Below are 24,295 nucleotides of genomic sequence, written 5' to 3'. Positions count from 1 at the left end.
ATGCGCATCGACCAGCTGCTCGTCTCCGAGGGGCTGGCGCCCACCCGATCGGCCGCCCAGCGGCTGATCGAGCGCGGCGCCGTCCGTTGGCTCGGCCCCAAGGGCTGGGCCGTTCCGAAGAAGGCGGGCGAAGACGTGCCCGAAGGCTGCGAGCTCGAGATCACCGACGACGCCGAGCTGCGCTTCGTGTCGCGTGGCGGGCTGAAGCTCGAAGGCGCGCTGAAGCACTGCGCGATCGACGTGGCCGGCCTCGCCTGCCTCGATGCCGGCCAGAGCACCGGCGGCTTCACCGACGCCCTGCTGCAGGCCGGTGCCGCCCGCGTGGCCGGCATCGACGTCGGCCATGGCCAGTTGCACCCGAAGCTGCAGGCCGATGCGCGGGTGCAGTGCTTCGAGGGCGTCAATGCCCGCGACGTGACCGGCTCGGCCTTCGAGGCCGCATCGACGCCGCATAGTTTCGGCTTCGTCACCGGCGACCTGTCGTTCATCACGTCGACGCACGTGCTGCCGACGCTGGCGCACTACCTGGCGCCCGAGGGGCACCTCTTGCTGCTGATCAAGCCGCAGTTCGAGCTGCAGCCGGCGCAGATCGGCAAGGGCGGCATCGTCAAGGACGAACGGCACTTCGCCGAGGTCGAGACGCGCATCCGCAAGGCCTGCAGGGAACAGTTCCTGCAGGTGCGCGCCTATTTCCAAAGCCCGATCAAGGGCGGCAACGGCAACACCGAGTTCTTCGTGTGGGCCGTGCCATCCGAGGATGTTGCATGAGCCGAGTTCCTGTCAGTCTGGAGTTCTTCCCGCCCAAGACGCCCGAAGGCGTCACCAAGCTCGCAGCCGTGCGCCAGCAGCTCTATGCGCTGAAGCCGAGCTTCTGCTCCGTCACCTATGGCGCGGGCGGCTCGACGCAGGACGGCACGCTGGCGGCGGTGCAGGCGATCCTGGCCGAGGGCGTCGAGGCGGCGTCGCACTTCACCTGCGTCGGCGCCGACCGGGCGTCGGTGCGGGCCAAGCTCGAGCAGTTCAAGGCCGCGGGCATCCGCCGGCTGGTGGCGTTGCGCGGCGACCTGCCGAGCGGCTATGGCGGCTTCGGCGAGTTCCGCTATGCGAGCGAGCTGATCGCGTTCATCCGCGAGGCCACCGGCCAGCAGTTCCACATCGAGGTGGCGGCGTATCCCGAGATGCATCCGCAGGCGAAGTCGCCGCAGGCCGACCTGCAGGCCTATGTCGAGAAGGTGAAGGCGGGCGCCGATGCGGCGATCACGCAGTTCTTCTTCAATGCCGATGCCTACGAGCGTTTCGTTGACGACACGCGCCGGCTGGGTGCCGACATCCCGGTGGTGCCGGGCATCATGCCGATCACGAACGCGAGCGGCATCATCCGCTTCGCCGATTCGTCGGGGGCCGAGATCCCGCGCTGGATCCGGCTGCGGCTGCAGAGCTTCGGCGACGACACCGCGTCGATCAAGGCCTTCGGGCTGGACGTGGTGACCGAGCTGTGCGAGCGGTTGCTGCGCATCGGCGTGCCGGGGCTGCACATCTACACGATGAATGCCGCGACGGCGCCGATCGAGATTTGCCGGCGCTTGGGCCTCTCGTAGTCAGCTGTCCCGCTGCCACATCACACCCTCTTCGGTGATGACGGCATCCAGCGGGTTCTCGCCTTCCTTCGGGCGCAGCATCGGCAGGAACCCGTGGGCATAGCAGAGCCCGACCGTGATCGGACGGGGTGTCAGCGCCGCGACCGAGCGCTCGTAGAACCCGCCGCCATACCCCAGCCGCGCCCCCTCGGTGCCGTAGCCCACGCAGGGCAGCAGCAGCAGTTCCGGCTGGAACTGCTCGGTGCCCTTGGGCTTCGGGATGTCGTGCGCATCGAGTTCGGTCGGGCAGCCCGGGTACCAGACGTGGAAGCGCAAGGTGCCGTCGGTCCGGTCCATCACCGGCAACCCGATGCGCCGGCCCGGTCCGCCTTCGCTCCAGCGGAACAGCGCCGGCAGCGGATCGAACTCGCCCTTGATCGGCCAGTAGCCGCCGATCAACGATTCGCGCCGGCTGACCAGCCAGATGCGCAGCATGCTTTGCAGCTGCACCGCAAGCTCGAGCCGGTCGGGCAAGGCCTGGCGGTCGGCGATCAGCTTCTTGCGCAGCACCGCAATCGTGGAGGACGTGTCGGGGGTGGCCATGCGGGCGATTGTGACCGAGCCGTGGCACGGGTGGCCAGCACCACAGCGCCGCGCCTACCATCGGCGCATGGCCACGATCAGCTCACCGAAGGATGAATTCGCCCGCTACTGCGTCGAGTTGCTCGGCTCGCTGGGCCCGACACGCTCGCGGCGCATGTTCGGCGGCCACGGCTTCTATGTCGACGACGTGTTCATCGCGCTGATCTTCGAGGAGCGCCTGTACCTGAAGGCCGACGACGCAACCCGGGCGCGCTTCGAGCAGGCCGGCTGCCAGCCCTTCGTGTACGAGGGCGGGCAGGGCAAGTCGGTGTCGATCAGCTACTACACCGCGCCCGACGACGCGATGGAGTCGCCGGCGCTGATGCGCCCGTGGGCGCGGCTCGCGATGGAGGCGGGCCTGCGCGCCGCGGCGGCCAAGGCCCGCAAGCCTGTCAAGCCGCGTGCAGCGCCGGCGAAGACGAAGCGCCCAGCCGCGAAGCGAGCTGCTCGCTGAACCGCTGCGCCAGCGACTTGCCGCGCTTGCAGGCGTCGGGCGGCACCAGCAGCTGGAACTGCGCGCTCGGCCAGGCTTCGAGCACCGCCTGGGCGCCGGCCGGCAGCGCGACGCTGTCGCCGCGTTCCAGCCACACATCCTGGGCCGGCTCGTCGGCCGTGCCCGGCACCGTCAGCCACAGGCGGCCTTCGGTGACGCGCAGCCAGCGCGACCCGGGTCCGATCTCCAGCGGGCGGGCCTCGCCGGGCGCCACGGTCCAGCTCGCGGCTTCGGATTGTTGCAAATTGCTCATCACCATCGGGTTTGCCATCTCGCTCTCCTTGCAGGGCATGGGATGAACTTTAGGGGCCTGCAGGCCGGTGGTCCAATGACTTACGTGGCGCTCATTGATACCATTCGCGCATGAATCAACCGCGTCATCGGCCACTCTCGGTCGGTCCGATCCGGGCCTTCGAGGCGGTGGCCCGCCACCTCAGCTTCAGCGCTGCCGCCGAGGAGCTGCACCTGACCCAATCGGCCATCAGCCGGCAGATCAAGGGGCTGGAGGACGAGCTCGGCGCGCCGCTCTTCAACCGCGGCACCCGCTCGGTCGAACTGACCGGCGACGGCCAGGTGCTGCTGCGCGCGGTCGCCCCGTCGCTCGACCGGCTCGACACCGCGGTGCGGCAGATCCGCACCTCGCGCGGCCGGCGCCGCGTCACGGTCAACACCTTCGCGTCGTTCGTGTCGCTGTGGCTGCTGCCGCGGCTCGAGGCCTTCCAGCGCGCGAACCCCGACATCGACATCCGCGTCTCGGCCACCGACATGGTGGTCGACCTCGACGACCCCGAGATCGACATCGTGCTGCGCTACGGCGGTGACCACCTGGTGCCGGCCGGCACGCCGCGGCTGTTCGGCGAAACGCTGACGCCGGCCATCAGCCCGTGGCTGGCCGAGCAGATCGCGCGCGGCCAGGCGCCGCCGCTGTCGACGCCGGCCGACCTGGCCGGCCACACGCTGGCCGAGGAAGACGACAACCGCCCGACCGCCGAGTTCCTGAGCTGGCGGCGCTGGCTGACGCTGCACGGCCAGGCCGGGCTGCAGCCGCGCCGATGGATGTACCTGAATTTCACCTACCAGCAGGTGCAGACCGCGCTGGCGGGGCAGGCGATCGCGCTGGCCCGCATGGCGCTGGTGGCCGACTCGCTCGAGCGCGGCGACCTGGTCGAGCCGTTCGGGCCGGCCGGGCGCATCGATGCACCGCACGCCTACTGGATGGTGGTCTCGCCGCAGTCGATCGCGCGGCCGGAGGTGCAGCGCTTCCGCGACTGGCTGATCGAGCAGGGCGAGCGCACCAACGCGACGCTGACCGCGCAGTCGGCCAGCAGCGTGCAGCGCCTCGCGCAGGCGGTGCCGGAGCCGGTCAGCCCTGCGCCACCCCGTTCTCGGTCACGATGAGCGCGAGCGGCAGGTCGTGGGCCTGCGGCGCGAGTTCGGCCTCGCTGAGGCGCCCGGCCTCCCACGCGACGCCGATGGCTGTGACGTGCGGGTGCAGTGCGAGCCAGCGGTCGAAGAAGCCGCCGCCGTAGCCGAGCCGCCAGCCGCTGCCGGTGAAGCCGACGCAGGGCACCAGCACCACGTCGGGCACCACCGCGGCGCCGGTCGCCGCCGGGATGTTGCACTCGTCCTTCAGCGCCGGCGGGCTGCCATCCCACAAGCGGTAGTGCATCTGCGGCGGCACGCGCTGCGTGAATGGCAATGCGCGGGGCAAGGCGGCATGCGATCCATCGCCATCCCACAGGGATGCTGCGTTAAATTCGGACCGGAGCGGCCAATAGACCCCGAGGCACTCGGGTTCGAGTTGATCGAGAACAAGCCCGAGGTGATGCGCGAGCGATTCCGCTGCAACTTTTCCGGCGGGCGACGAGACAAACGCGGTGCGCGCGGCCAGCAGGCGCTGACGCAGGGGATGGCGGACGTCGGGGTCTGATGGCAAGGTCGGCACCATGAAGGACAGCGTGAACAAAGACAAATCATATGGCGCAGCGATGGTGAGGTGGGTGCTGAAGGGCCTGGCGGCCGCCGTGCTCCTGAACGCGATGCCCGCCTGCGCGCAGACCGGCAACGACGCGGTGCTCGAAGCCCGCGAGGCGCTGCGCAAGAAAGACCGGGCCCGCCTTGCCGCGCTGCGCGACAGCGCGATCGCCGAGCGCAACCCGCTCGCGATGTGGATCGACTACTGGGAGATCGGCCAGCGCCTGCAGTTCGTGCAGGCCGACGAGATCGCGGCGTTCTACCAGCGCTGGCGCGGCACCTACGTCGAAGACCGGCTGCGCAACGACTGGCTGCTCGAGCTCGGCCGCCGCCGCGATTTCAAGACGCTGGCCGCCGATTTCCCGAGCTTCCGGATGAACGACGACCGCGAGGTCTCGTGCTACGCGCTGCTGGCCGATCACCTCGGCGGCAAGGACGTGCGCAGTGCGGCCCGCAGCGCCTGGTTCGCGCAGCGCGAGGCCGACGACGGCTGCGCGCTGCTGGCCGCCACGCTGTACGACGCGAAGCAGCTCACCGAAGCCGATGCCTGGCGCAAGGCGCGCCTGGCGATCGACGGCAACAAGCCGCGCGCGGCGCGCCAGGCGGCGCTGATGGTCAACACGCGCTCCGCCAGCGATGTCGACGACCTGGCCGACAACCCGGCGCGCTACCTGACCCGTGCGCTCGGCGGCCGCCAGGCCAACCAGCTGAACACGCTGGCGCTGATGCGCCTCGCGTCCACCGATCCCGAACTCGCCGCCAACCTGCTGAACGGCAAATGGGAAGCCGCGCTGCCGCCCGAGCTCGCGGCCTGGGCGTGGGCGGCGGTCGGCAAGCAGGCGGCGCTGAAGCTGCTGCCCGAGGCCTCCGGCTACTTCACGCGGGCCGCGCTGCTGTCGGCCAAGGCCGCGATCTCGATCGACTGGGCCGACGAGACGCTCGCCTGGAAGGCGCGTGCCGCACTGCGCGCCGGCGAGAACGCGCCGCGCTGGCAGCAGGTGGTGCAGGCGATCGATGCGATGAACCCGGTGGAGCAGCGCGATGCGACCTGGGTCTACTGGAAGGCCCGCGCGTTGAGGGCGCTGGCCAAGGAGTCGGCCGAGGGCGACGGGCTGCGGGCGCAGGCGACCGAGATGTTCGAGGGCATCTCGTCGCAGTTCGGCTTCTACGGGATGCTGGCCGCCGAGGAACTGGGCCGGCCGATCACGCTGCCGATCGCGCCGCAGCCACTGACGCAGGACGAGCGCGACGCCGCCGCGCGCCAGCCGGGCCTGGCGCGCGCGCTGACGCTGGTGTCGATCGGGCTGCGCAGCGAAGGCGTGCGCGAATGGAACTTCACGCTGCGCGGCATGGAAGAGCGCGAGCTGCTCGCCTCGGCCCAGCTCGCCTGCGACCGGCACGTCTGGGACCGCTGCGTCAACACCAGCGACCGCACGCGCGGCGAGATCGACATCGCGCAGCGCTATCCGACGCCGTTCCGCGCTGAAGTGATGGCGGCGTCGAAGACGACCGCGGTCGACCCGGCGCTGATCTACGGCGTGATGCGCCAGGAGTCGCGCTTCCAGCCCGACATCCGCTCCAGCGCGAATGCCTACGGGCTGATGCAGGTGATCCAGCCGACAGCGAAGAACGTCGCCAAGCGCATCGGCATGGCCTACGACCCGGCGCAGATCATGGACGTGCCGACCAACGTGCAGCTCGGCTCGAGCTACCTGCGGCTGCTGCTCGACGACTTCGGCGGCTCGCAGGTGCTGAGCGCCACCGCCTACAACGCCGGCCCGGGCCGGCCGCGGCGCTGGCGCGAGGGCCCGAAGCTGGAGCCGGCGATCTGGATCGAGAACATCCCGTTCAACGAGACGCGCGACTACGTGAAGAAGGTGATGGCCAACACCTTGCTCTACGCGACGCTGCTGAACGACCCGACGGCGCTGCAGACCGCGTCGCTGAAGGCGCGGCTGGGCAAGCCGGTCGGCCCGCGCGAAGTGACGGCGCCGCCTCCCGACACCAACCTGCCGTGATGCCATGGACCTGCTGATCATCGGTGGCAGCGGTTTTCTCGGCCGCGCCGTGTGTGCCGAGCTGATCCAGCGCAGCGGCGGGGGTGGCGGCCGGCTGACCGTGCCGAGCCGGCAGCCGCAGCGCGCGAAGGCGCTGCAGATGCTGCCGACCGTCGAATTGCTCGGCGCCGACGTGCATGACGACATGCAACTCGCGCGCCTGGTCGCGGGCCGTGATGCGGTGATCAACCTCGTCGGCACGCTGCACGGCCGCGAGGCGGATTTCCAGCGCGCCCATGTCGAGCTGCCGAACCGCATCGCGCACGCCTGCCGCCATGCCGGCGTGCGCCGGCTGGTGCACGTCAGCGCGCTCGGCGCGCAGGCCGGCACACCGAGCATGTACCTGCGCTCGAAGGCCGCCGGCGAGGCGGTGCTGCAGCAGTCGGGGCTCGACGTGACAGTGCTGCGCCCGTCGGTGATGTTCGGCGAGGAGGATCACTTCATGAACCTGTTCGCCCGGCTGCAACGCGTGCTGCCGGTGCTGCCGCTGGGCGGGGCCGATGCGCGCTTCCAGCCGGTGTGGGTGCAGGACGTGGCGGCGGCGATCGGGCAGGCATTGACGCGTGGCGCAGCGGCCGCGCGTTCGTACGAGTGCGCTGGCCCGAAGGCCTACACGCTGGAGCAGCTGGTGCGGCTGGCCGGGCGTTGGTCGGGCCACCCGCGGCCGGTGCTCGCGCTGCCCGACGGCCTGGCGCGGCTGCAGGCCGGGCTGATGGAATGGCTGCCCGGCACGCCGCTGATGTCGCGCGACAACCTCGATTCGATGAAGGTGCCGAACGTCGCGAACGAAGCGCTGCCAGGGCTCGATGCGCTCGGCGTGCGCCGCACCGGGCTGGAGGCGGTGGTGCCGGACTACCTCGGCGGCATCGCCGGGCCGGCGCGGCTCGAAGGCTGGCGGCGCCAGGCCGGTCGCGGCTGAAGCGAGGCCTTGGCCGCCCGCGCGGATGCGCGCCGGTCATCGATGTCATTCGCAACTCTCATCCGCTGCGGTGCCGCGCTCGCCTAGGATGATCGGCCCTCCGACCCACTCGACACCCCGAGGCCTTCCATGCAGCTCTACATCGGCAACAAGAACTACTCGTCCTGGTCCATGCGCCCGTGGGTGCTGCTGAAGCAGGCCGGCATCCCGTTCGACGAGGTGATGGTCCGCTTCGATTCGTTCGAGCCCGACTCGAAGTTCAAGACCGAACTGGCGCGCCACTCGCCGACCGGCCGCGTGCCGCTGCTGGTCGACGACGGCTTCGCGGTGTGGGACACGCTGGCGATTGCCGAGTACCTGGCCGAGCGCTTTCCCGCCAAGCAGCTGTGGCCTGCCGATGCGAAGTCCCGGGCACGCGCCCGCAGCGTCTGCGCCGAGATGCATTCCGGCTTCGGCGCCTTGCGCAGCCACTGCCCGATGAACGTCGAGGCCGTGCTGCCCGAGGTCGGCGAGCGGCTGCTGCGCGAGCAGCCGGCGGTGCGCACCGACCTCGACCGCCTGGTGCAGATGTGGGGCGAATTGCTTGAGCAGCACGGCGGCCCGCTGCTGTTCGGCGGCTTCACGATCGCCGATGCGTACTTCGCGCCGGTGGTGATGCGGCTGCTGACCTACCGGCTGCCGCTGCCGCCGCAGATCGCGGCCTACGTGCAGCGGGTGCGCGCGCTGCCCGCGGTCGATGCCTGGTGCCGCGACGCGCTGGCCGAGCAGGACTTTCTTCCCTTCGAGGAGCCGTATCGCAGCGCGCGCTGAGGCCGTTCACCGCGCCGCGCCCCCTACACTGCGCCGATGAAGAAGTGGATGGTAGGCGGCGCAGTCCGCGATGCGTTGTTGGGGCGGCCGGTCAACGACCGCGACTGGGTGGTGGTCGGCGCGTCGCCGCTGCAGTTGCTCGAGGCCGGCTACCTGCCGGTCGGCAAGGACTTCCCGGTGTTCCTGCACCCGGAGACCAAGGACGAGGTGGCGCTGGCGCGCACCGAGCGCAAGACCGCGCCGGGCTACCACGGCTTCGCGTTCCATGCGGACCCCAGCGTCACGCTCGAGGAAGACCTGCAGCGCCGCGACCTGACGATCAACGCGATGGCGCAGGACGAGGACGGCCGCATCGTCGACCCTTGGGGTGGCAGGCGCGACCTGCAGGACAAGCTGCTGCGCCATGTGTCGCCGGCCTTCGCCGAGGACCCGGTGCGCATCCTGCGGCTCGCGCGCTTCGCGGCGCGCTTCGATGATTTCAGCGTCGCGCCGGAGACCGACGCGCTGATGCGCCACATGGTCGAGATCGGCGAGGTCGATGCGCTGGTGCCCGAGCGGGTCTGGCAGGAGCTGGCGCGCGGGCTGATGGAAGCGCGGCCGTCGCGCATGTTCGAGGTGCTGCGCGGTTGCGGCGCGCTGGCGCGCCTGCTGCCCGAGGTCGACCGGCTGTGGGGCGTGCCGCAGCCGCCGGAGCACCATCCCGAGGTCGACACCGGCCTGCACCTGATGCTGGTGCTCGACATGGCGGCACGGCTCGAGGCGCCGCTCGAGGTGCGCTTCGCCTGCCTTGGCCACGACCTCGGCAAGGGCACGACGCCGGTCGACGAACTGCCGCGCCACATCGCGCACGAGGCGCGCAGCGTCGCACTGGTGCAGGCCGTGGCGCAGCGCCTGAAGGTGCCCACCGACTGCCGCGAACTGGCCGAGGCGGTGGCGCGTGAGCACGGCAACATCCACCGCAGCCTGCAGCTCGACGGCTCGGCGGTGATGCGCCTGTTCGACCGCTGCGACGTGTGGCGGCGGCCGGTGCGGTTTTCAGAACTGCTGCTCGCCTGCGAGTGCGATGCGCGCGGGCGCACCGGCTTCGAGGAGCGGCCGTATCCGCAGCGGCCGCGCCTGCAGGGCGCGATGGAGGCGGCCCTGGCGGTGGACACCGCGAAGGTGTCGTCCGATGCGCTGGCCCGCGGCTGGAAAGGTACCGCGATCGGCTCGGCGATCCGGCATGCGCGCTACGTGGCGGTGTCGGAATTCCTCGCGTCGCAGTCGCAGTCGCAGTCTCAGTCGCAAGCTCAGCCTTCGACCGGCAACTGACGATTCCGCGCGTGGAGGGCGATGCGCCGGCGCGCCCGGTCATCGAGCATCAGCAACCAGCGCACCGCGCGCAACTCGTGCGCCACGAACACCGGGACCGACAAGCGCAACACGCCGGGCAGGTTGTGCAGGCCTGCCGGGCAGCCTGTGCGACGCATCGCCTCAGGTGGCGAAGTAGCGCGATTCGAGCGCCCGGGCGTCGGTCAGGTGCAGCCGCAGCTTCACCCGGTCGAGCCAGCTGAGCGGGTGCATGCGGCCATCGGGCATCGCGAGTACCGGGCCGAGGATCGGTTCTTCCTCGATGCGGGATTCCTGATAGTCCTGCTGCGTCGTCGGCGATTTCAGAGCTTCAGTCATGCGGGCCTCCTTGTACTCCCTCGAGAAGGGAGCGAGGCCGTTGTAACCAGTTGTAGGGGGCGGCGCAAGTCTGGTTTGTCCGTGCCCCTGCCGGCGGTGCAGCCTTCAGATCAGCTTCGTGATCAGCAGCGCCACCACGCTCAGCAGCACGCTGCTGGTGATCGGGATGAAGAACTCGCGCCCGAACAGCCGGAAACGGAAGTCGCCGGGCAGCCGCCCGAGCCCGAGCTTCAGCAGCCAGCGCTGCAGCCCGCTGAACAGCAGCAGCGCGATCAGGATCACCAGCAGCCAGCGCAAGCCCATGGTCGTCAGCCCCGCGTCACAGCGTGTGGCTGCGGTCGCCGTGCGCGAAGCCGAGCGGCGCGTCGGTGAACGACGCATCGCAGCCGCGCGCCAGTGCGATCACCTTGAACAACTCGCCCATCTCGTGCTCCAGCAACAGCTTCTGCGCATTCGCGCGGGTTCTCAAGTCAGCGTCGGCCAGTCGCTCGACGAGCCCGCAGTTGATCAGGAAATGGGCCTGCGTGGTGTAACCGACGACCTCCAGCCCGGCGTCCTGCGCGGACAGCGCGATGCCGGTGAAATCGACGTGGGCGGTGATGTCCTTGCGGCCGACCTCGACCAGCGGGTCGCCATCGGCCTGGTGGCCCTGGTGGCACATCAGCGTGCCGCCATGGCGCTGCGGCAGGTAGTACTCGGTCTCGGGGAAGCCGTAGTCGATGAAGAAGGCGGCGCCGCGCTGCAGCCGGTCGGCCAGCGTCGCGATGAAGGCGCGCGCCTGCGGGTGGATCTCGGTGACGGTGCCCGGCACGAAGGGCGCGTCCAGCGGCGGGCGCAGCGCGGTCGGCCGGTCGCCCCAGGCGAAGCCCCCGCCCTCACCGGCCATGACCACGCCGCGCTCGTGCCACTGCGTGCCGTCGAAGTGCAGCAGCTGCACCGGCATCGCGTCGAGCACCTCGTTGCCGACGATCACGCCTTGCATCGTGTCGGGCAGCTCCGACACCCAGCGCACCTGCGCGCCGAAGCGCGCGAGCCGCGCCTGTTGGCGCTGCCGCAGCGCGCCGGACAGGTCGACGATGGTGTAGCGCGCGGGTGCGATGCCGTCGGCGGCCAGCGCGTCGAGCAACTGCTCGGCCAGCGCGCCGGAGCCGGCGCCGAACTCCCAGACCTCGCGGCCGTCGCAGGCCCGCAGCGCCTGCGCGACCTGGCGCGCGAGCGCCGCGCCGAACAGCGGCGTCAGCTCCGGTGCGGTGACGAAATCGCTGCCGGACGACGGCAGCATGCCGAACTGCCGGTCGCCGGCCGCGTAGTAGCCGAGCCCGGGGGCGTACAACGCGAGCGCCATGAAGCGGTCGAAAGGCAGCCAATCGCCGTTGCGGGCGATGGCCTGGCGGATCAGCGACGAAAGCGCCGCCGATACACTGCCGGCTGGTGGGGTTTGCATGCCCCGATTGTAGAAAGCCATGTCCGCACGCCCCGTCACCCTGGTCACCGGCGCGGCCCGCCGCCTGGGCCGGGCGATCGCGCTCGAACTCGCCGCGCACGGCCACGACCTCGCGGTCCACTGCCGCGGCTCGCGCGACGAGGCGCAGGCCACCGCCGACGAGGCCACGCGGCTCGGCGCCCGCGCCGCGGTGTTCGCCGCCGACCTGGCCGACGAGGCCGCCTGCCGGGCGCTGGTGCCGGCCGTCTGCGAGCGCCTGGGCCGCCTCGACGCGGTCGTCAACAACGCCTCCACCTTCGCCTACGACAACGCCGAGAGCTTCAGCTACGCGTCGATGGAGGCCCACTGGCGCGCCAACACCGGCCCGGCCGTGCTGCTCGCGCAAGCGCTGCACGCGCACCTGGCGGCCCGCGACGGCCGCGGCTGCGTCGTCAACCTGCTCGACCAGAAGCTGTGGAATCCGAACCCCGACTACCTGTCCTACACCTTGTCGAAGGCGGCATTGCAGTCGGCGACCGTGCTGCTGGCGCAGGCGCTGGCGCCGCGGCTGCGGGTGTGCGGCGTCGCGCCGGGCGTCACACTGCTGTCGGGCGCGATGACCGAGGCAGAATTCGCCCAGGCGCACGGCCTGACGCCGCTGCAGCGCTCGTCGACACCGGCCGACATCGCGCAGGCGGTGCGTTTCCTGATCGAGTCGCCGGCCATCACCGGCAGCACGCTGCTGGTCGATGGCGGCCAGCACCTGCAGGGCCAGCCGCGCGACGTGATGTTCATTGCCAATCCCGAGAAGAAGACCTGACATGCACTCCCTGCTCATCCACCCCGGCCTGATGGATTGCCGCCGGCTGTTCCTGCGCGACTACGAGGTGTGGATCAACATCGGCGTGCACGACTTCGAGAAGAAGGGCGAGCAGCGCGTGCTGATCAATGTCGACCTCTACATTCCGCTGGCGTTGTCGACGCCGAAGGCCGACGAGCTCGACGAGGTGGTCGACTACGACTTCATCCGTCGCACCATCGCCGGCCGCGTGAAGCAGGGCCACATCCACCTGCAGGAAACGCTGTGCGACGACGTGCTGGCGCTGATGATGGCCCACCCGCGCGTGCGCGCCGCCCGCGTGTCGACCGCCAAACCCGATGTGTACCCGGACTGCGAAGCCGTCGGCTGCGAAGTCTTTGCGATGAAGAAGGATCTGTGATGAGTGCGGTACTGGACAACCCCAAGGACGAAGCGAAGCAGGCCTTCGAGATCAACAAGCTCAGCAAGCGCCTGCACCGCCAGGTCGGCCAGGCGATCGCCGACTTCAACATGATCGAGGACGGCGACAAGGTGATGGTCTGCGTGTCCGGCGGCAAGGACAGCTACGCGCTGCTCGACATCCTGCTGAACCTGCAGCAGCGCGCGCCGATCCGCTTCACGCTGGTGGCCGTGAACCTCGACCAGAAGCAGCCGGGCTTCCCGGAGCACGTGCTGCCGGAGTACCTGAAATCGCGCGGCGTGCCGTTCCACATCGAGAGCCAGGACACCTATTCGATCGTCAAGCGCCTGATCCCCGAGGGCAAGACGATGTGCAGCCTGTGCTCGCGGCTGCGCCGCGGCGCCCTGTACCGCGTGGCGGGCGAGCTCGGCGCGACCAAGGTGGCGCTCGGCCACCACCGCGACGACATGCTGCAGACGCTGTTCATGAACATGTTCTTCGGCAGCCGCATGAAGGGCATGCCGCCGAAGCTGGTCAGCGACGACGGCAAGAACATCGTGATCCGCCCGCTGGCCTACGTGGCCGAGCCCGACCTGGAGCGCTGGGCCGCGCACCGGCAGTTTCCGATCATCCCGTGCACGCTGTGCGGCAGCCAGGAGAACCTGCAGCGCGTGCAGACGAAGCAGATGCTGCGCGACTGGGACAAGCGCTTCCCCGGCCGCATCGAGAACATGTTCACCGCGATGGGCAACATCGTGCCGTCGCACATGATGGATCGGAACCTCTACCCGTTCACGACGCTCAAAACCACCGGGGTGCCCGATGCCGCTGGCGATCGGGCCTTCGACGACGACGAGAGCTGCGCCCCGGCCGAACCCGCCGGCGACGCGGTGCCCATCAAGCTGCACGTTTGACCTGACGGAGGCCGACCATGTGGAAACCTGCCCTGACCACCACCCTGCTGGCCGGCGCGCTGCTGGGCCTGGGGGGCTGCGCCGCGATGAACGCGGTCGACAGCAACGTCTCCACCTACAGCCAATGGCCGGCCGGGCGCAGCGCATCGACCTACGCGTTCGAGCGCCTGCCGTCGCAGCAGGCGCGGGCGATGGAGCAGGAGAAGCTGGAATCGATGGCCCGGCATTCGCTGCAGGCGGCCGGTTTCAGCGAAGCGGGTGAGGCGAAGGCGGCCGATTTCACCGTGCAGGTCGGCGCGCGCATCAACCGCTACGACGTCTCGCCGTACGACGATCCGCTGTGGTGGCACGGCGGGCTGTACCGTTCGCGCTATGGCTACGGCTATGGCCGGGGGCCGTTCTGGGGCCCGCCCGGCTACTTTGGTCCGCGCTACTACGACACGACCTACTATGACCGCGAGGTGGCGGTGCTGATCCGGGACCGGCAATCCGGGCAAGTGGTGTACGAGGCGCGCGCCGCCAACGACGGCACGACGATGGGCGGCGACGCGATGATCGCCGCGATGTTCGACGCGGCGCTGAAGGACTTTCCGCAGACCGGCATCAACCCGCGCCGCGTGACGATCCAGTTGCCCCCAAGTTGACGGGGGTCAGCGGCCGGCGTCCGCCGCCAGCGCGCGGAAGTCGCCGGCCCACCCCTTCAGCTTCTTCGCCGCGTACAGCCGCTGCTCGGCGCTCGTCGTGTTGTGCAGTTGCGCGCCGAACTCGCAGTTGTAGCGCGTCAATTTTTCCTGGTAGCTGCGGAAGTTCTCGCGCGGCGAGTGCTGCACCCGCTCGGCGATCGCGCGCAGCGCCGCCTGCACTTGGGCCTGCGGCGGCCGCTCGGCCAGCAGCCGGCGCAAGGTCTGCAGCACGTCCTGCTGGCGCGCCTTGCGCTCGGCCAGCCACAGCTCGGGGTTGAACGGCGACGCCGCCATCGCCCGCTTCACCTGCGCGGTCTGTGCGTCGTCGAGGTCGCCGTACAGCATCTCGGCACGCTCCATCGTGCGCTTCATCGTGGCCTTCACGCGGTCCTGCGGATCGGGCTGCAGGTAGTCGTCGGCATAGTCGTCGTTGACCTTCGCGTAGCGCTTCTCGATGTGCTTGAGCTGCTCGGGCTTCAGCGACAGCGCCGTTTCGGCCAGTGCCGGCAGCGCCTGGTCGAGGCCGACGAACATGCGCGACTCGACCTCGTCGGTCCAGCGGCACACCTGGGCCGCTGTGATTGGCTGCTGCAGGTCGCCCGACAGCTTGTCCAGCCAGCGCGCATAGTCCGGCAGCTGGGTGCTGCGGTTCCAGCGGAACCACGACGTGATCGCATCGCGCACCCGCGGCGTCTGCTCGTCGTTGAAGTCGATGTACTTGTCCAGCCACCAATACCCCAGATCGGGGGCCTGGTTGTAGGCCAGCCGCATCGCGCCACACCCTGAAAGCAGGGTGGTCAACGCCAGCGCGACACCGATAATCACCGACCTGAAAAAAGGACGTTGCATGGCTCTCGACATCGTGATCATGGCCGCGGGCAAAGGCACCCGCATGAAATCCGGCCTGCCCAAGGTCTTGCACAAGCTGGCCGGGCGAAGCCTATTGCAGCATGTTCTGGGTACCGCAGCGTCGCTGGGGGCGACCCGCATCATCACGATCACCGGCCACGGCGCCGAGCAGGTCGAGGCGGCGGTGCAGGCACCCGGATTGCTCTTCGTGCGGCAGATGCCGCAGCTGGGCACCGGCCATGCGGTGCAGCAGGCCGTGCCGCAGCTGCACGACGAGGGCACGACGCTGATCCTGAACGGCGACACGCCGCTGATCGACGCGGCCACGGTGCGCGCGCTGGTCGATGCCTGCGGCGGCGAGCGCTTCGCGCTGCTGACGATCACGCTGGCCGACGCCACCGGCTACGGCCGCATCGTGCGCGACGGCGAGCAGGTGCGCGCGATCGTCGAGCACAAGGATGCGACGCCGGCGCAGCGCGAGATCCGCGAGGTCAACACCGGCGTGATGGCGGTGCCGACGAAGCGGCTGAAGGACTGGCTGGCCAGGCTGGACAACAAGAATGCCCAGGGCGAGTACTACCTGACCGACATCATCGCGATGGCGGTCGCCGACGGCGTGCCGGTTGTCACCGCGCAGCCGAAGAGCGAGACCGAGGTGCTGGGCGTCAACAGCCCGATGCAGCTGGCCGACCTGGAGCGCCGCTACCAGCGCAGCCGCGCCGAGGCGCTGATGGAAGCCGGCGTGCGGCTGGCCGACCCGGCGCGCTTCGACGTGCGCGGCAAGCTGAGCTGCGGCAGCGATGTCGAGATCGACGTCAACTGCGTGTTCGACGGCGAGGTCGAGTTGGGCGACGACGTGCGCATCGGCGCGAACTGCGTGATCCGCAACGCGCGCATCGCGGCCGGCGCGGTGATCCACCCGTTCACGCACATTGATGGCGAGGCGCAGGGCGTGACGGTCGGCCGCGGGTCGCTGGTCGGCCCGTTCGCGCGGCTGCGCCCCGGCGCGCAACTGGGCGACGAGGTGCACATCGGCAACTTCGTCGAGGTCAAGAACTCGACGCTCGCGAAGGGCGCGAAGGCCAACCACCTGGCCTACCTGGGCGACGCGACGGTGGGCGAGCGCGTGAACTACGGCGCCGGCAGCATCACCGCGAACTACGACGGCGCGAACAAGCACCGCACGGTGATCGGCGACGACGTGCACGTCGGCAGCAACTGCGTGCTGATCGCGCCGGTCGTGATCGGTGCCGGCGCGACGATCGGCGGCGGCTCGACGATCTCGAAGGACGCGCCGGCCGGCCAGCTGACGGTGTCGCGTGCGAAGCAGGTGTCGCTGGAAGGCTGGACGCGGCCTGTCAAGAAACGCTAGCGAGGGAACCGATCTGCGTCCTGCGTCACTCAGGTCGGGTGCAACCGACAGCCTGAAGGACCGACTTGACCACCCACCTGAAGAAGCAGATGAGCATCGCGGCGTTCGTCGATGAACTCCTGACGCAGGTTCCCGAACTGTCGCTCTTGCACCAGCGGCACATCGAGGCCCACCACGGCCTGGTGCCGGTGGCGCTGATGGCCGACGTCACCCGGCTGATGCTGCGCCTGATGAAGGACCCGGCCGGCGCCGAGCCGCTCACCCGCCTGATGCGGGCCATGGAGCGGGCGCTGCAATCGCCGGACACCGGCGTGCGCGAGCTGGTCGAATCCTCGCTGGTCGAGCGCCTGTCGACCCGCAGCGCCGAACTGGCCGAGCGCTGGCTCGCCAACGACGACCTCGTCACTCGGCCCTGATGTTCACACCAGCGCCGGCCCCGCCAGCGCGATCGCCCAGGCCTCGAACGCCGCCGCCGGCAGCGGCGCGCTGACCAGCTCGCCCTGCAGCTCGTCGCAGCCGAGCCGCGTCAGGAACTCCTGCTGCGCGATCGTCTCGACGCCTTCGGCGATCACCGTGATGTCGAGGCTGCGCGCCAGCTGCACGATCGCGCGCGCGATCGCCGCCGAGTCGTGCTCGTCCGGCAGGTCCTTCACGAACGAGCGGTCGATCTTCATCTTGTCGATCGGCAGCTCCTTCAGGTGGCCGAGCGACGAGTAGCCGGTGCCGAAGTCGTCGACCGAGATGCGGATGCCCATCGCCTTCAGCTCGCCGAGCCGGGCCTTCACCTCGCCCAGGTCGTCCATCAGCATGCGCTCGGTCAGCTCCAGCTCGAGGAAATCGCCCGGCACGCCTTCCTCGCGCAGCATGTCGGCGATCAGCTGGATGAAACCGACCGTCTGGAACTGCACGCTCGACAGGTTCACCGCCACCGGCACGCTGCTGATGCCGGCCTCGTGCCAGCGTCGCGCGCAGCGCAGCGCATCGCGCAGCACCCACTGGCCGATCGGCAGCATCAGCCGCTGCTGCTCGGCGAGCGGAATGAAGTGGTCGGGCATCAGCAGCCCGCGCTCCGGGTGGTTCCAGCGGATCAGCGCCTCGACGCCGACCAGCACGCCGTCGTGCGAGCGCACCTGCGGCTGGAAGTGCAGCACGAACTCGCTGCGCTCCAGCGCCTGCGTCATCTGGCTTTCCATCACCAGCGCGGCATAGGCCGAGCGCGCCATCGCCGGCGTGAAGAACTGGTAGTTGGCCCGGCCGCGCGCCTTCGCGAGGTACATCGCGGTGTCGGCGTTCTTGATCAGCTCGTCGGCGGTCTGCCCATCGTGCGGGAACATCGAGATGCCCACCGACGGCGTCACCGAGATCAGCCGCCCGTCGGCATTCACCGGCACCTCGACCGCCGCCAGCAGCTTCTGCGTGGCCTCCTCGACATCGGCGCGCTGCAGCACGCCGGGCAGCAGCACGATGAACTCGTCGCCGCCGAAGCGCGCGACCAGGTCGGTCGAGCGCAGGCTCTGGATGATGCGCTGCGCGACGGTCTGCAGCAGCGTGTCGCCGATCAGGTGGCCCAGCGAGTCGTTGACGCGCTTGAAGTGGTCGAGGTCGATGAACAGCAGCGCGAGCTGCGAGTCGCTGGTGCGGGCGCCGGTGATGCGGTGCTCCAGCGTCTCCATGAAGCTCATCCGGTTCGGCAGCTGCGTCAGCGCGTCGTGGTGCGCCAGGTGGTGGATGCGCTCCTGCGCCGCCTGCCGGTCGCGCAGGTCGCGCACCAGCGTCATGCGCATGCGCTCGCCGTTGCGCAGCATCGTGCGCACGGTGAATTCGACCGGGATGCGCCCGCCGTCCTTGTGCAGCGCGACGCTCTCGTAGGTGATCTCGGCGGCGGCGGCCTGCGTCGCGGCGGCGCGGGCCAGCTGGTCGGGCGCGATGAAATCCAGCGTCTGGCGGCCCTTCAGCTCTTCCAGCGTGTAGCCGATCAGCGCGAGCGCCGGCGGGTTGGCGTCGGTGATCACGCCATTCTTGTGGAACACGATGCCCTCGGCGCTCGCCTGCATGAACTTCGCGAGCCGCTCTTCCGATTCGCGCACCGATTGCTCGGCCAGCCGGTGCTTCGTGATGTCGGAGATCAGCACGAAGGCGGCGGTCGCGTCGCCGTCGTTGACGACGTGCGGCAGCAGGTTCACCTCGATCCAGCGGCGCGCGCCGTCGGCACCGATCAGCTCGCGCTCGTACGACGCGCCGCGCCGTTCGCGCAGCACCCGGTCGACCTGCGGCTGGATCAGCCGCGCGGCCGGCTCGCCGATGATCTCGGCGACGGTGTGGCCGACGATCGATTGCTCGTCCCAGCCGAAGGTCTGCGCGTAGCGCTTGTTCGCGAACAGGCAGCGCAGCGTGCTGGCCTGGTAGTAGGCGATCAGCACCGGCACGTTGTCGGCCAGCAGCTGGAACTGGTCGGCGCGGGCGCGTGCCGAGAGTTCCGCGCGCCGGCTGTCGGTCACGTCGTGCAGCACGCACAGGTAGTGGCCGAACGCCGGCAGCCAGCGCGCCTCCATGTCGAGCCAGCAGTAGCCGCCGGTCGACTGCGGCGCGCACTGCATGCGCAGGTTCAGCGCGAAGTCCTCGCGGCCGATCAGCCGCGTGGCGAGCGTGGCGCGCGATTCGGGGCCGAGCAGCGCCTGCCACAGCAGCCCGGCGTCGAGCACCGAGCCGGCGCCGCTGAACTCGACGAAGGCGCGGTTGCCTTGCAGCAGCACGCATTCGGGCGTCAGCCGCAGCACCATGCACGGCAGGTCCTCGGTGTCGGGCCAAGCGGGCGTGGTGGCGTCCATCGTCAGGTGGCCGCCGTTTTCATCTGTTCGGCCTTCATCTGCTCGAGTGCCAGGCACAGGTCGTCCCACGCCCGGGCCTTGTCTTCCGGATTGCGCAGCAGGTAGGCCGGGTGGTAGGTCACGACCAGCGGCACGCCCTGGTACTGGTGCACGCGGCCGCGCAGCCTGCCCACCGGCTCGTTGCTGCGCAGCAGGCTCTGCACCGCGAAGCGGCCCATCGCGAGGATCATGCGCGGCTTCACCAGCTCGATCTGGCGGATCAGGAAGGGCTCGCACTGCGCCAGCTCGTCGGGCTCGGGGTTGCGGTTGCCGGGCGGGCGGCACTTCAGCGTGTTGGCGATGAAGACCTGGCGCGCCGGCTCGGCCTCGCCGCGCGTCAGCCCGAGCGCGCGCAGCATGCTGTCGAGCAGTTGGCCCGACTTGCCGACGAAGGGCTCGCCCTGCCGGTCCTCCTGTTCGCCGGGCGCTTCGCCGACGACCATCCAGTGGGCCTGCGGGTTGCCGACGCCGAACACCGTCTGCGTGCGGCCGCTGCACAGCTTGCAGGCGGTGCAGCCCGCGACCGCCTCGCGCAGCGCGGGCCAGTCCATCGCGTCGATGCCGGTCGCGCGGGGGCCTCGCACGGGGGCGGCCGCGGCGGGCGAGGGCAGCGCAGGCGCCGACGCGGGCGGCGGGGTGTCGACCCCGGTGTCGGGCTCGGCGAGTGCCACCGCATCGTCCTGCGACGGCGTGTTCCACACGCGGATGCCCATCTCCTGCAGCATCGCGACCTGGCGTTCACTCCAGCGCATCGGCACCCTCCACCTGCAGGCTCATCACCGCCGCATCCTCGCGCCCGCTCGGGTGCGTGGTGCGCGACGCCGGGTAGTAGCCGCGGCGCGTGCCGATCGCCTTGAAGCCGTAGCGCAGGTACAGCGCCCGCGCGCGCTCGTTGCTCTGCCGCACCTCCAGCCACAGCTGGGCGGCGTGGCGCTCGCGGCACAGGGCCACCAGCTCGTCGAGCAGGAAGCGCGCATGCCCCTGGCGCTGGAAGGCGGGGGCGACGGTCAGGTTCAGCAGGTGCATCTCGTCCACGCCGGGCATCGCGATGAAGTAGCCCAGCATCTCGCCGCGCTCGCCGTAGATCACGCGCGCCACGTAGCCGGCGGCCAGCGAGTCGATGAAATTGCCGTGGGTCCACGGGAATTCGTAGGCCTGGCGCTCGATCTCGAGCACCGCTTCGAGCTGCGTGACGCCCAGCGGCAGCAGCAGGCGCTTGTCTCTCAGCACGGCACTCATGCGGCCGCCTTCGCTTTCATCGCCTTGTCGTGCGCGCGCTCGACGGTCGTCTGCGCCACCTTGTCGCGCAGGTAGACGGGCAGCGCGTGCGCGGCATCGACACGGACCCCTTGTGTCCACAGCTGGGTGGCAACGCGGGCCAGCGCCTCGGCTCGCGAGCGCGGCTGCGGCACGCGCCGCAGCGACGGCGCCAGCGTGAGCCGGTCGCCGAAGGCCTCGATCGCCGAGCCGGCGATCACCGCGGACGGGTGCTCATGCCACAGCGCGTTGAAGGCGTCGATGCGCAGCAACGCGGGCGCCGTGGTCACCGCCCAGCGCCCATCGCTCCAGCGGTAGCGGCCGGCATAGATCTCGTCCATCCGCGCGTCCATCGCGACGCAGAGGTCGTCGGCACCGGTTTGCGCCCGCGCGTCGTCGGCCACCAGCATCAGGCTGTCGACCGGGATCACCGGCTTGTTCGCGCCGAACGCCAGCCCCTGGGCCACCGAGCAGGCGGTGCGCAAGCCGGTGAACGCGCCGGGACCGCAGCCGAAGGCGATCGCGTCGACGTCGGCGAGCGCGAGGCCGTGCGCGGCCAGCAAGGCCATCAGGTCCGGAATCAGCGCGGCCGAGGCTTGCGGTCCACCGGCGCGGTCGTGCGCCACCTGCAGCCCGGGCATGACCAGCGCGACGCTCATCGCGTCGGTGGAGGTGTCGAAAGCCAGCAGCGTGCCCATGCCGAGAGTCTAAAGCCCGGGGTGCGTGCGATCATCCCGTGATGGGGTATCTAGGGAGACGCATCCTGCTGGGCGCCGTCGGTCTGTGGGCCGGGATGTCCGCATGGGCTGTCCCGCTGCCGATCGAGGCCGAGGTCGCGCTCGACGCCGCCAAGGTGCCGCGCGAGGCGATGGTCGCCTGGGTGCAGGAGGTCGGCGCCAGCGCGCCGCGGCTCGACTGGCAATCGCGCCAGTCGGTCAATCCCGCGTCGCTGATGAAGCTGCTGACCACCTCGGCCGCGCTCGAGCTGCTGGGCCCGGCCTGGAGCTGGTCGACGCCGGTCTGGCTGCAGGGCACGGTGCGCAGGCCGGGACCGAACGGCGTGCTCGACGGCGATCTCGTGATCCGCGGCTCCGGCGACCCGAAGCTCGTGCCCGAGCGGCTGTGGATGATGCTGCGCCGCGTGCAGCAGCTCGGCGTGCACGAGATCCGCGGCGACATCGTGCTCGACCGCAGCGCGTTCCGCCCGGCGCTGCAGAACCCGGGCGATTTCGACGGCGATCCGCTGCGGCCGTACAACGTGCAGCCTGACGCGCTGATGCTGAACTTCAAGTCGCTGACGCTCACCTTCGCGCCCGACGCGCTGGCCGGCGTCGCCCGCATCACCGCCGACGTGCCGCTGTCCGGCCTGCAGCTCGACGACAGCGTGCCGCTGATCGCCGGTCCGTGCGACGACTGGCGGGCCCCGCTGATGCTCGACCTCGCCGATCCGGCGAAGCTGAAGGTGGCCGGCGGGTTCCGCAAGCTGTGTGGCGAGAAGTCGTGGTCGATCGCGTGGCCCGAGCCGCAGCGTTACAGCGAGCGGCTGCTGCGCGGCCTGTGGAGCGAGATGGGCGGCAAGCTGGGCGGCAAGGTGCGCGATGGCACGGCGCCGTCGACGCCGCCGAGCTTCGAACTGGTGTCGCCGCCGCTGGCCGAGGTGATCCGCGACATCAACAAGTTCAGCAACAACGTGATGGCGCAGCAGCTGTTCCTGACGCTCGGGCTGACGCAGCGCGGCCTCGGCTCCCCGGAACTCGCGCGCGAGGTGCTGCGCCAGTGGGTGGCCGAGCGGTATCCGGATGCGGCGCCGTCGGTCGTGGTCGACAACGGCTCGGGGCTGTCGCGCGATTCGCGCGTCACCGCCCAGTTGCTGGGCCGCGTGCTGCAGGCCGACTGGGCCGGGCCGGTGATGCCGGAGCTGATGAGCTCGCTGCCGGTCAGCGGGCTCGACGGCACGATGAAGCGCTCGCGCGCGCCCTTGGGGCGGGCGCACCTGAAGACCGGCTCGCTGAAGGATGTGGCCGGCATCGCCGGCTATGTACTGGGCAACAGCGGCCGGCGTTACGTGGTGGTGGCAATCATCAACCACCCCAACGCCAACGCCGCCCGCCCGGCGCTCGACGCGATGACCCAGTGGGTGCTCAACGACACGCTGACCCCGTAGGTTTCTATGTCTGGCAGTGTCAGAACGGGTTGTTGACGGCGCGGCTGGCCGCCATCGCCCCGAGCTGGGCCTGGGCGGCCGGGCCGAAGTGCAGGGGGTCGGCCCACAGCCAGCCGTAGGCGGTCGCGTCGGCGGCGCCCGACTCCGGCACCTTCTTCAGCGTCGACACGGTGCAGGTCGGCAGCGGGGCGCTGGCGAGGCAGGAGCCGTCGGTGATGTTCACCAGCCCGTAGCCCGGGTAGTTGCGCACCATGTCCTGCAGGCGCTCGTCGAACACCACCAGGCCGACCGACTTGCCGCCTTCCTTCACGTCTTCGAGCTTCAGCCGCAGCGCAGCGTTGAACTGGAAGCTGAGCGAAGTCAGGAAAGCGCCACGCCCCGGATCGGTCAGGTCCTGGGCGCCGGCATAGGGCGTGAGGCCCTGGTCCGGCGCGGTCGACACGATGATCTTCGCGCCGAGATCGGCCAGCCGGATGATCTGCGCGCCCAGTGCCGTGCCGGCCGCGGCAGCGGCTGCCTGCAGGTCGGTCGTGCTCTGGCCGGGGTACTGCTGGTACAGCGCGATGATGTCGTTGGCGCCGGCCATCACGGTGACGAGGTCGGTGGCCGACAGCGAGTCGCCGGAGGTGAACTGCGTGATCTGCGACGCGACGTCGCTGACGGTGGCGCCCGCCGTCGCCAGCGTGTGCGCGGTGACCGGGGCATTGTTGACGTTGCACTCCGCGAAGATCAGGCGGAAGGTGCCGGCCACGTTCTGGATCCAGATCGGGTTGTTGTTGCAGTCCAGGTCGGTTTTCGGCGTGTGCGGGTTGGTGGTCTCGTCGTAGAGCACCGCGTTGACGCTGTACTTGGCGCTGGTAACAGTGGTCATCACGCTGGCGTCGTCGCCGAACGCGATCAGGCGGCGCGGCGAGAAGCTCTCGACCTGCGTGCCGCCGCCGCACGACGCCAGCAGCGTGGCCGCCAGCAGTGCTGCGCCGATGCGCACCCAGCCGTTTTGCTTCGGATCAGCCTTGAAAATCATGAACACTCCAGACGGGAAACGGTAAGGGGAGGAAGTCAGGCGGCGGCAGCCCGTTGCAGGCGGTCGCGCACGCCGTCCCATTCGGGCTCGGCGGGCGGCTCTTCCACCCAGATCAGATGCACGCCCTCGGCATCGAGTTCGCGCAGCGCGGAAAAAAGTTCGTGTGCCGCCTGCGATGCCTGCGACGGCATCGCGCGGTGGCGCAGCCCGCGCACCGCCTTGGCGGGCACGGTCCGCGAATATACCGCCAGCTTCAATGTCGAGCCTTCGAGCATCTGCAACGCCGTATTCAGCATCGGGCCGGGCATCAGCCGCAGCTTGGCGCGCGGCGCGTAGTGGGCTTCCAGCGTGCCGGAAGCGCGCGGCGCGGCATCGTCGCGGT

At 70.1% G+C, this 24,295-nt stretch carries 29 protein-coding genes; 15 read left to right on the top strand and 14 right to left on the bottom strand.

All coding sequences use genetic code 11. The features are described from left to right. Both ACXJLU_RS24015 and metF read left to right on the top strand, forming a co-directional pair. Positions 1–768 (top strand): TlyA family RNA methyltransferase, encoded by a 768-nt coding sequence (locus tag ACXJLU_RS24015; RefSeq protein ID WP_457335314.1) that lies wholly within the window; start codon positions 1–3, stop codon positions 766–768. Further along, the gene (metF, locus tag ACXJLU_RS24010; RefSeq protein WP_457335312.1) at positions 765–1,598 is read left to right on the top strand and encodes a methylenetetrahydrofolate reductase [NAD(P)H]; all 834 of its coding nucleotides are present in this window, start codon (positions 765–767) and stop codon (positions 1,596–1,598) included. Before ACXJLU_RS24015 ends, metF begins: the two co-directional genes overlap by 4 nt. Here the strand turns inward: metF and ACXJLU_RS24005 are convergent, their stop codons facing one another. Beyond that, positions 1,599–2,180 (bottom strand): 5-formyltetrahydrofolate cyclo-ligase, encoded by a 582-nt coding sequence (locus tag ACXJLU_RS24005; RefSeq protein ID WP_073465957.1) that lies wholly within the window; start codon positions 2,178–2,180, stop codon positions 1,599–1,601. Between the two features lie 67 nt (positions 2,181–2,247). On the opposite strand from ACXJLU_RS24005, the gene ACXJLU_RS24000 reads away from it, so the two are divergent. Then, positions 2,248–2,673, top strand: coding sequence for a TfoX/Sxy family protein (locus ACXJLU_RS24000; protein ID WP_073465958.1), 426 nt, complete (start codon positions 2,248–2,250; stop codon positions 2,671–2,673). Here ACXJLU_RS24000 and ACXJLU_RS23995 read toward each other — a convergent pair. Further along, complete coding sequence (locus tag ACXJLU_RS23995; protein ID WP_457335310.1) at positions 2,612–2,983, bottom strand: DUF2917 domain-containing protein; 372 nt, start codon at positions 2,981–2,983, stop codon at positions 2,612–2,614. The genes ACXJLU_RS24000 and ACXJLU_RS23995 overlap by 62 nt on opposite strands. A gap of 92 nt (positions 2,984–3,075) precedes the next feature. Here ACXJLU_RS23995 and ACXJLU_RS23990 point away from each other — a divergent pair, with 92 nt between their 5' ends. Further along, a complete protein-coding gene (locus tag ACXJLU_RS23990) occupies positions 3,076–4,110 on the top strand; it encodes a LysR family transcriptional regulator (RefSeq protein ID WP_457335308.1) in 1,035 nt (344 codons plus the stop codon). On the opposite strand, the gene ACXJLU_RS23985 is transcribed toward ACXJLU_RS23990, so the two are convergent. Then, positions 4,076–4,660, bottom strand: coding sequence for a 5-formyltetrahydrofolate cyclo-ligase (locus ACXJLU_RS23985; protein WP_457335330.1), 585 nt, complete (start codon positions 4,658–4,660; stop codon positions 4,076–4,078). The two genes, ACXJLU_RS23990 and ACXJLU_RS23985, sit on opposite strands and share 35 nt — an antisense overlap. Positions 4,661–4,670: 10 nt before the next feature. Here ACXJLU_RS23985 and ACXJLU_RS23980 point away from each other — a divergent pair, with 10 nt between their 5' ends. From ACXJLU_RS23980 to ACXJLU_RS23965, 4 genes are all read left to right on the top strand, one after another. Further along, entirely contained in the window at positions 4,671–6,704 is a 2,034-nt protein-coding gene (locus ACXJLU_RS23980) for a transglycosylase SLT domain-containing protein (protein ID WP_457335306.1), read from the top strand. A 4-nt stretch (positions 6,705–6,708) separates the two neighbouring features. Then, positions 6,709–7,662, top strand: a complete 954-nt coding sequence (locus ACXJLU_RS23975) for a complex I NDUFA9 subunit family protein (RefSeq protein WP_457335304.1) — start codon at positions 6,709–6,711, stop codon at positions 7,660–7,662. A 129-nt stretch (positions 7,663–7,791) separates the two neighbouring features. After that, on the top strand, positions 7,792–8,472 hold the full coding sequence (locus ACXJLU_RS23970) for a glutathione S-transferase family protein (RefSeq protein ID WP_457335302.1): 681 nt from the start codon (positions 7,792–7,794) through the stop codon (positions 8,470–8,472). A gap of 36 nt (positions 8,473–8,508) precedes the next feature. Continuing rightward, positions 8,509–9,783, top strand: a complete 1,275-nt coding sequence (locus tag ACXJLU_RS23965) for a multifunctional CCA addition/repair protein (RefSeq protein ID WP_457335300.1) — start codon at positions 8,509–8,511, stop codon at positions 9,781–9,783. Here ACXJLU_RS23965 and ACXJLU_RS23960 read toward each other — a convergent pair. The 4 genes from ACXJLU_RS23960 to ACXJLU_RS23945 form a co-directional block, all read right to left on the bottom strand. Continuing rightward, a complete protein-coding gene (locus ACXJLU_RS23960; RefSeq protein ID WP_457335298.1) occupies positions 9,762–9,941 on the bottom strand; it encodes a hypothetical protein in 180 nt (59 codons plus the stop codon). The two genes, ACXJLU_RS23965 and ACXJLU_RS23960, sit on opposite strands and share 22 nt — an antisense overlap. 4 nt (positions 9,942–9,945) lie before the next feature. Further along, the gene (locus ACXJLU_RS23955; protein WP_073465967.1) at positions 9,946–10,140 is read right to left on the bottom strand and encodes a hypothetical protein; all 195 of its coding nucleotides are present in this window, start codon (positions 10,138–10,140) and stop codon (positions 9,946–9,948) included. Between the two features lie 105 nt (positions 10,141–10,245). After that, complete coding sequence (locus ACXJLU_RS23950; protein WP_457335296.1) at positions 10,246–10,443, bottom strand: DUF2905 domain-containing protein; 198 nt, start codon at positions 10,441–10,443, stop codon at positions 10,246–10,248. A gap of 16 nt (positions 10,444–10,459) precedes the next feature. Continuing rightward, positions 10,460–11,584: a class I SAM-dependent methyltransferase gene (locus ACXJLU_RS23945; protein WP_457335294.1), complete on the bottom strand. Its 1,125-nt coding sequence runs from the start codon at positions 11,582–11,584 to the stop codon at positions 10,460–10,462. Between the two features lie 19 nt (positions 11,585–11,603). Between ACXJLU_RS23945 and ACXJLU_RS23940 the strand changes: the two genes are divergently transcribed. The 4 genes from ACXJLU_RS23940 to ACXJLU_RS23925 are packed head-to-tail and all read left to right on the top strand — an operon-like array spanning position 11,604 to position 14,341. Continuing rightward, the gene (locus ACXJLU_RS23940; RefSeq protein WP_457335292.1) at positions 11,604–12,383 is read left to right on the top strand and encodes an SDR family oxidoreductase; all 780 of its coding nucleotides are present in this window, start codon (positions 11,604–11,606) and stop codon (positions 12,381–12,383) included. 1 nt (position 12,384) lies between these two features. Further along, positions 12,385–12,783 carry a dihydroneopterin aldolase gene (locus ACXJLU_RS23935; protein WP_457335290.1) on the top strand — a complete coding sequence of 133 codons (399 nt, stop codon included), beginning with the start codon at positions 12,385–12,387 and terminating at the stop codon, positions 12,781–12,783. Then, complete coding sequence (ttcA, locus tag ACXJLU_RS23930) at positions 12,783–13,697, top strand: tRNA 2-thiocytidine(32) synthetase TtcA (protein WP_457335288.1); 915 nt, start codon at positions 12,783–12,785, stop codon at positions 13,695–13,697. Before ACXJLU_RS23935 ends, ttcA begins: the two co-directional genes overlap by 1 nt. Positions 13,698–13,714: 17 nt before the next feature. Next, positions 13,715–14,341 carry a DUF4136 domain-containing protein gene (locus tag ACXJLU_RS23925; RefSeq protein ID WP_457335286.1) on the top strand — a complete coding sequence of 209 codons (627 nt, stop codon included), beginning with the start codon at positions 13,715–13,717 and terminating at the stop codon, positions 14,339–14,341. A gap of 6 nt (positions 14,342–14,347) precedes the next feature. On the opposite strand, the gene ACXJLU_RS23920 is transcribed toward ACXJLU_RS23925, so the two are convergent. Next, on the bottom strand, positions 14,348–15,181 hold the full coding sequence (locus ACXJLU_RS23920; RefSeq protein ID WP_457335284.1) for a DUF6279 family lipoprotein: 834 nt from the start codon (positions 15,179–15,181) through the stop codon (positions 14,348–14,350). A 46-nt stretch (positions 15,182–15,227) separates the two neighbouring features. On the opposite strand from ACXJLU_RS23920, the gene glmU reads away from it, so the two are divergent. Together glmU and ACXJLU_RS23910 are read left to right on the top strand one after the other, a co-directional pair. Further along, entirely contained in the window at positions 15,228–16,601 is a 1,374-nt protein-coding gene (gene glmU, locus ACXJLU_RS23915) for a bifunctional UDP-N-acetylglucosamine diphosphorylase/glucosamine-1-phosphate N-acetyltransferase GlmU (protein ID WP_457335282.1), read from the top strand. Between the two features lie 65 nt (positions 16,602–16,666). Then, a complete protein-coding gene (locus ACXJLU_RS23910; protein ID WP_457335280.1) occupies positions 16,667–17,017 on the top strand; it encodes a DUF7674 family protein in 351 nt (116 codons plus the stop codon). A gap of 3 nt (positions 17,018–17,020) precedes the next feature. Here the strand turns inward: ACXJLU_RS23910 and ACXJLU_RS23905 are convergent, their stop codons facing one another. From ACXJLU_RS23905 to tsaB, 4 genes are read right to left on the bottom strand one after another with little or no spacing between them, the layout of a single operon-like run. Next, complete coding sequence (locus ACXJLU_RS23905; RefSeq protein WP_457335278.1) at positions 17,021–19,429, bottom strand: putative bifunctional diguanylate cyclase/phosphodiesterase; 2,409 nt, start codon at positions 19,427–19,429, stop codon at positions 17,021–17,023. A gap of 2 nt (positions 19,430–19,431) precedes the next feature. Further along, positions 19,432–20,220, bottom strand: a complete 789-nt coding sequence (locus tag ACXJLU_RS23900; protein WP_457335276.1) for a uracil-DNA glycosylase — start codon at positions 20,218–20,220, stop codon at positions 19,432–19,434. Next, a complete protein-coding gene (gene rimI / locus ACXJLU_RS23895) occupies positions 20,207–20,707 on the bottom strand; it encodes a ribosomal protein S18-alanine N-acetyltransferase (protein ID WP_457335274.1) in 501 nt (166 codons plus the stop codon). Before rimI ends, ACXJLU_RS23900 begins: the two co-directional genes overlap by 14 nt. Next, a complete protein-coding gene (tsaB, locus tag ACXJLU_RS23890; protein WP_457335272.1) occupies positions 20,704–21,423 on the bottom strand; it encodes a tRNA (adenosine(37)-N6)-threonylcarbamoyltransferase complex dimerization subunit type 1 TsaB in 720 nt (239 codons plus the stop codon). The genes rimI and tsaB overlap by 4 nt, the downstream gene beginning before the upstream one ends. Positions 21,424–21,518: 95 nt before the next feature. On the opposite strand from tsaB, the gene dacB reads away from it, so the two are divergent. Continuing rightward, complete coding sequence (gene dacB / locus ACXJLU_RS23885) at positions 21,519–22,889, top strand: D-alanyl-D-alanine carboxypeptidase/D-alanyl-D-alanine endopeptidase (RefSeq protein WP_457335270.1); 1,371 nt, start codon at positions 21,519–21,521, stop codon at positions 22,887–22,889. Between the two features lie 19 nt (positions 22,890–22,908). Here the strand turns inward: dacB and ACXJLU_RS23880 are convergent, their stop codons facing one another. Continuing rightward, the gene (locus ACXJLU_RS23880; RefSeq protein ID WP_457335268.1) at positions 22,909–23,913 is read right to left on the bottom strand and encodes an SGNH/GDSL hydrolase family protein; all 1,005 of its coding nucleotides are present in this window, start codon (positions 23,911–23,913) and stop codon (positions 22,909–22,911) included. A gap of 35 nt (positions 23,914–23,948) precedes the next feature. Continuing rightward, a partial coding sequence (locus ACXJLU_RS23875; protein WP_457335266.1) for a Sua5 family C-terminal domain-containing protein occupies positions 23,949–24,295 on the bottom strand: 347 nt, incomplete at its 5' end.

Source organism: Rhizobacter sp. P5_C2, assembly GCF_054049715.1.
The sequence above is the reverse complement of the archived record's forward strand: the minus strand, read 5'-3'. Positions and strand labels throughout refer to the sequence as shown.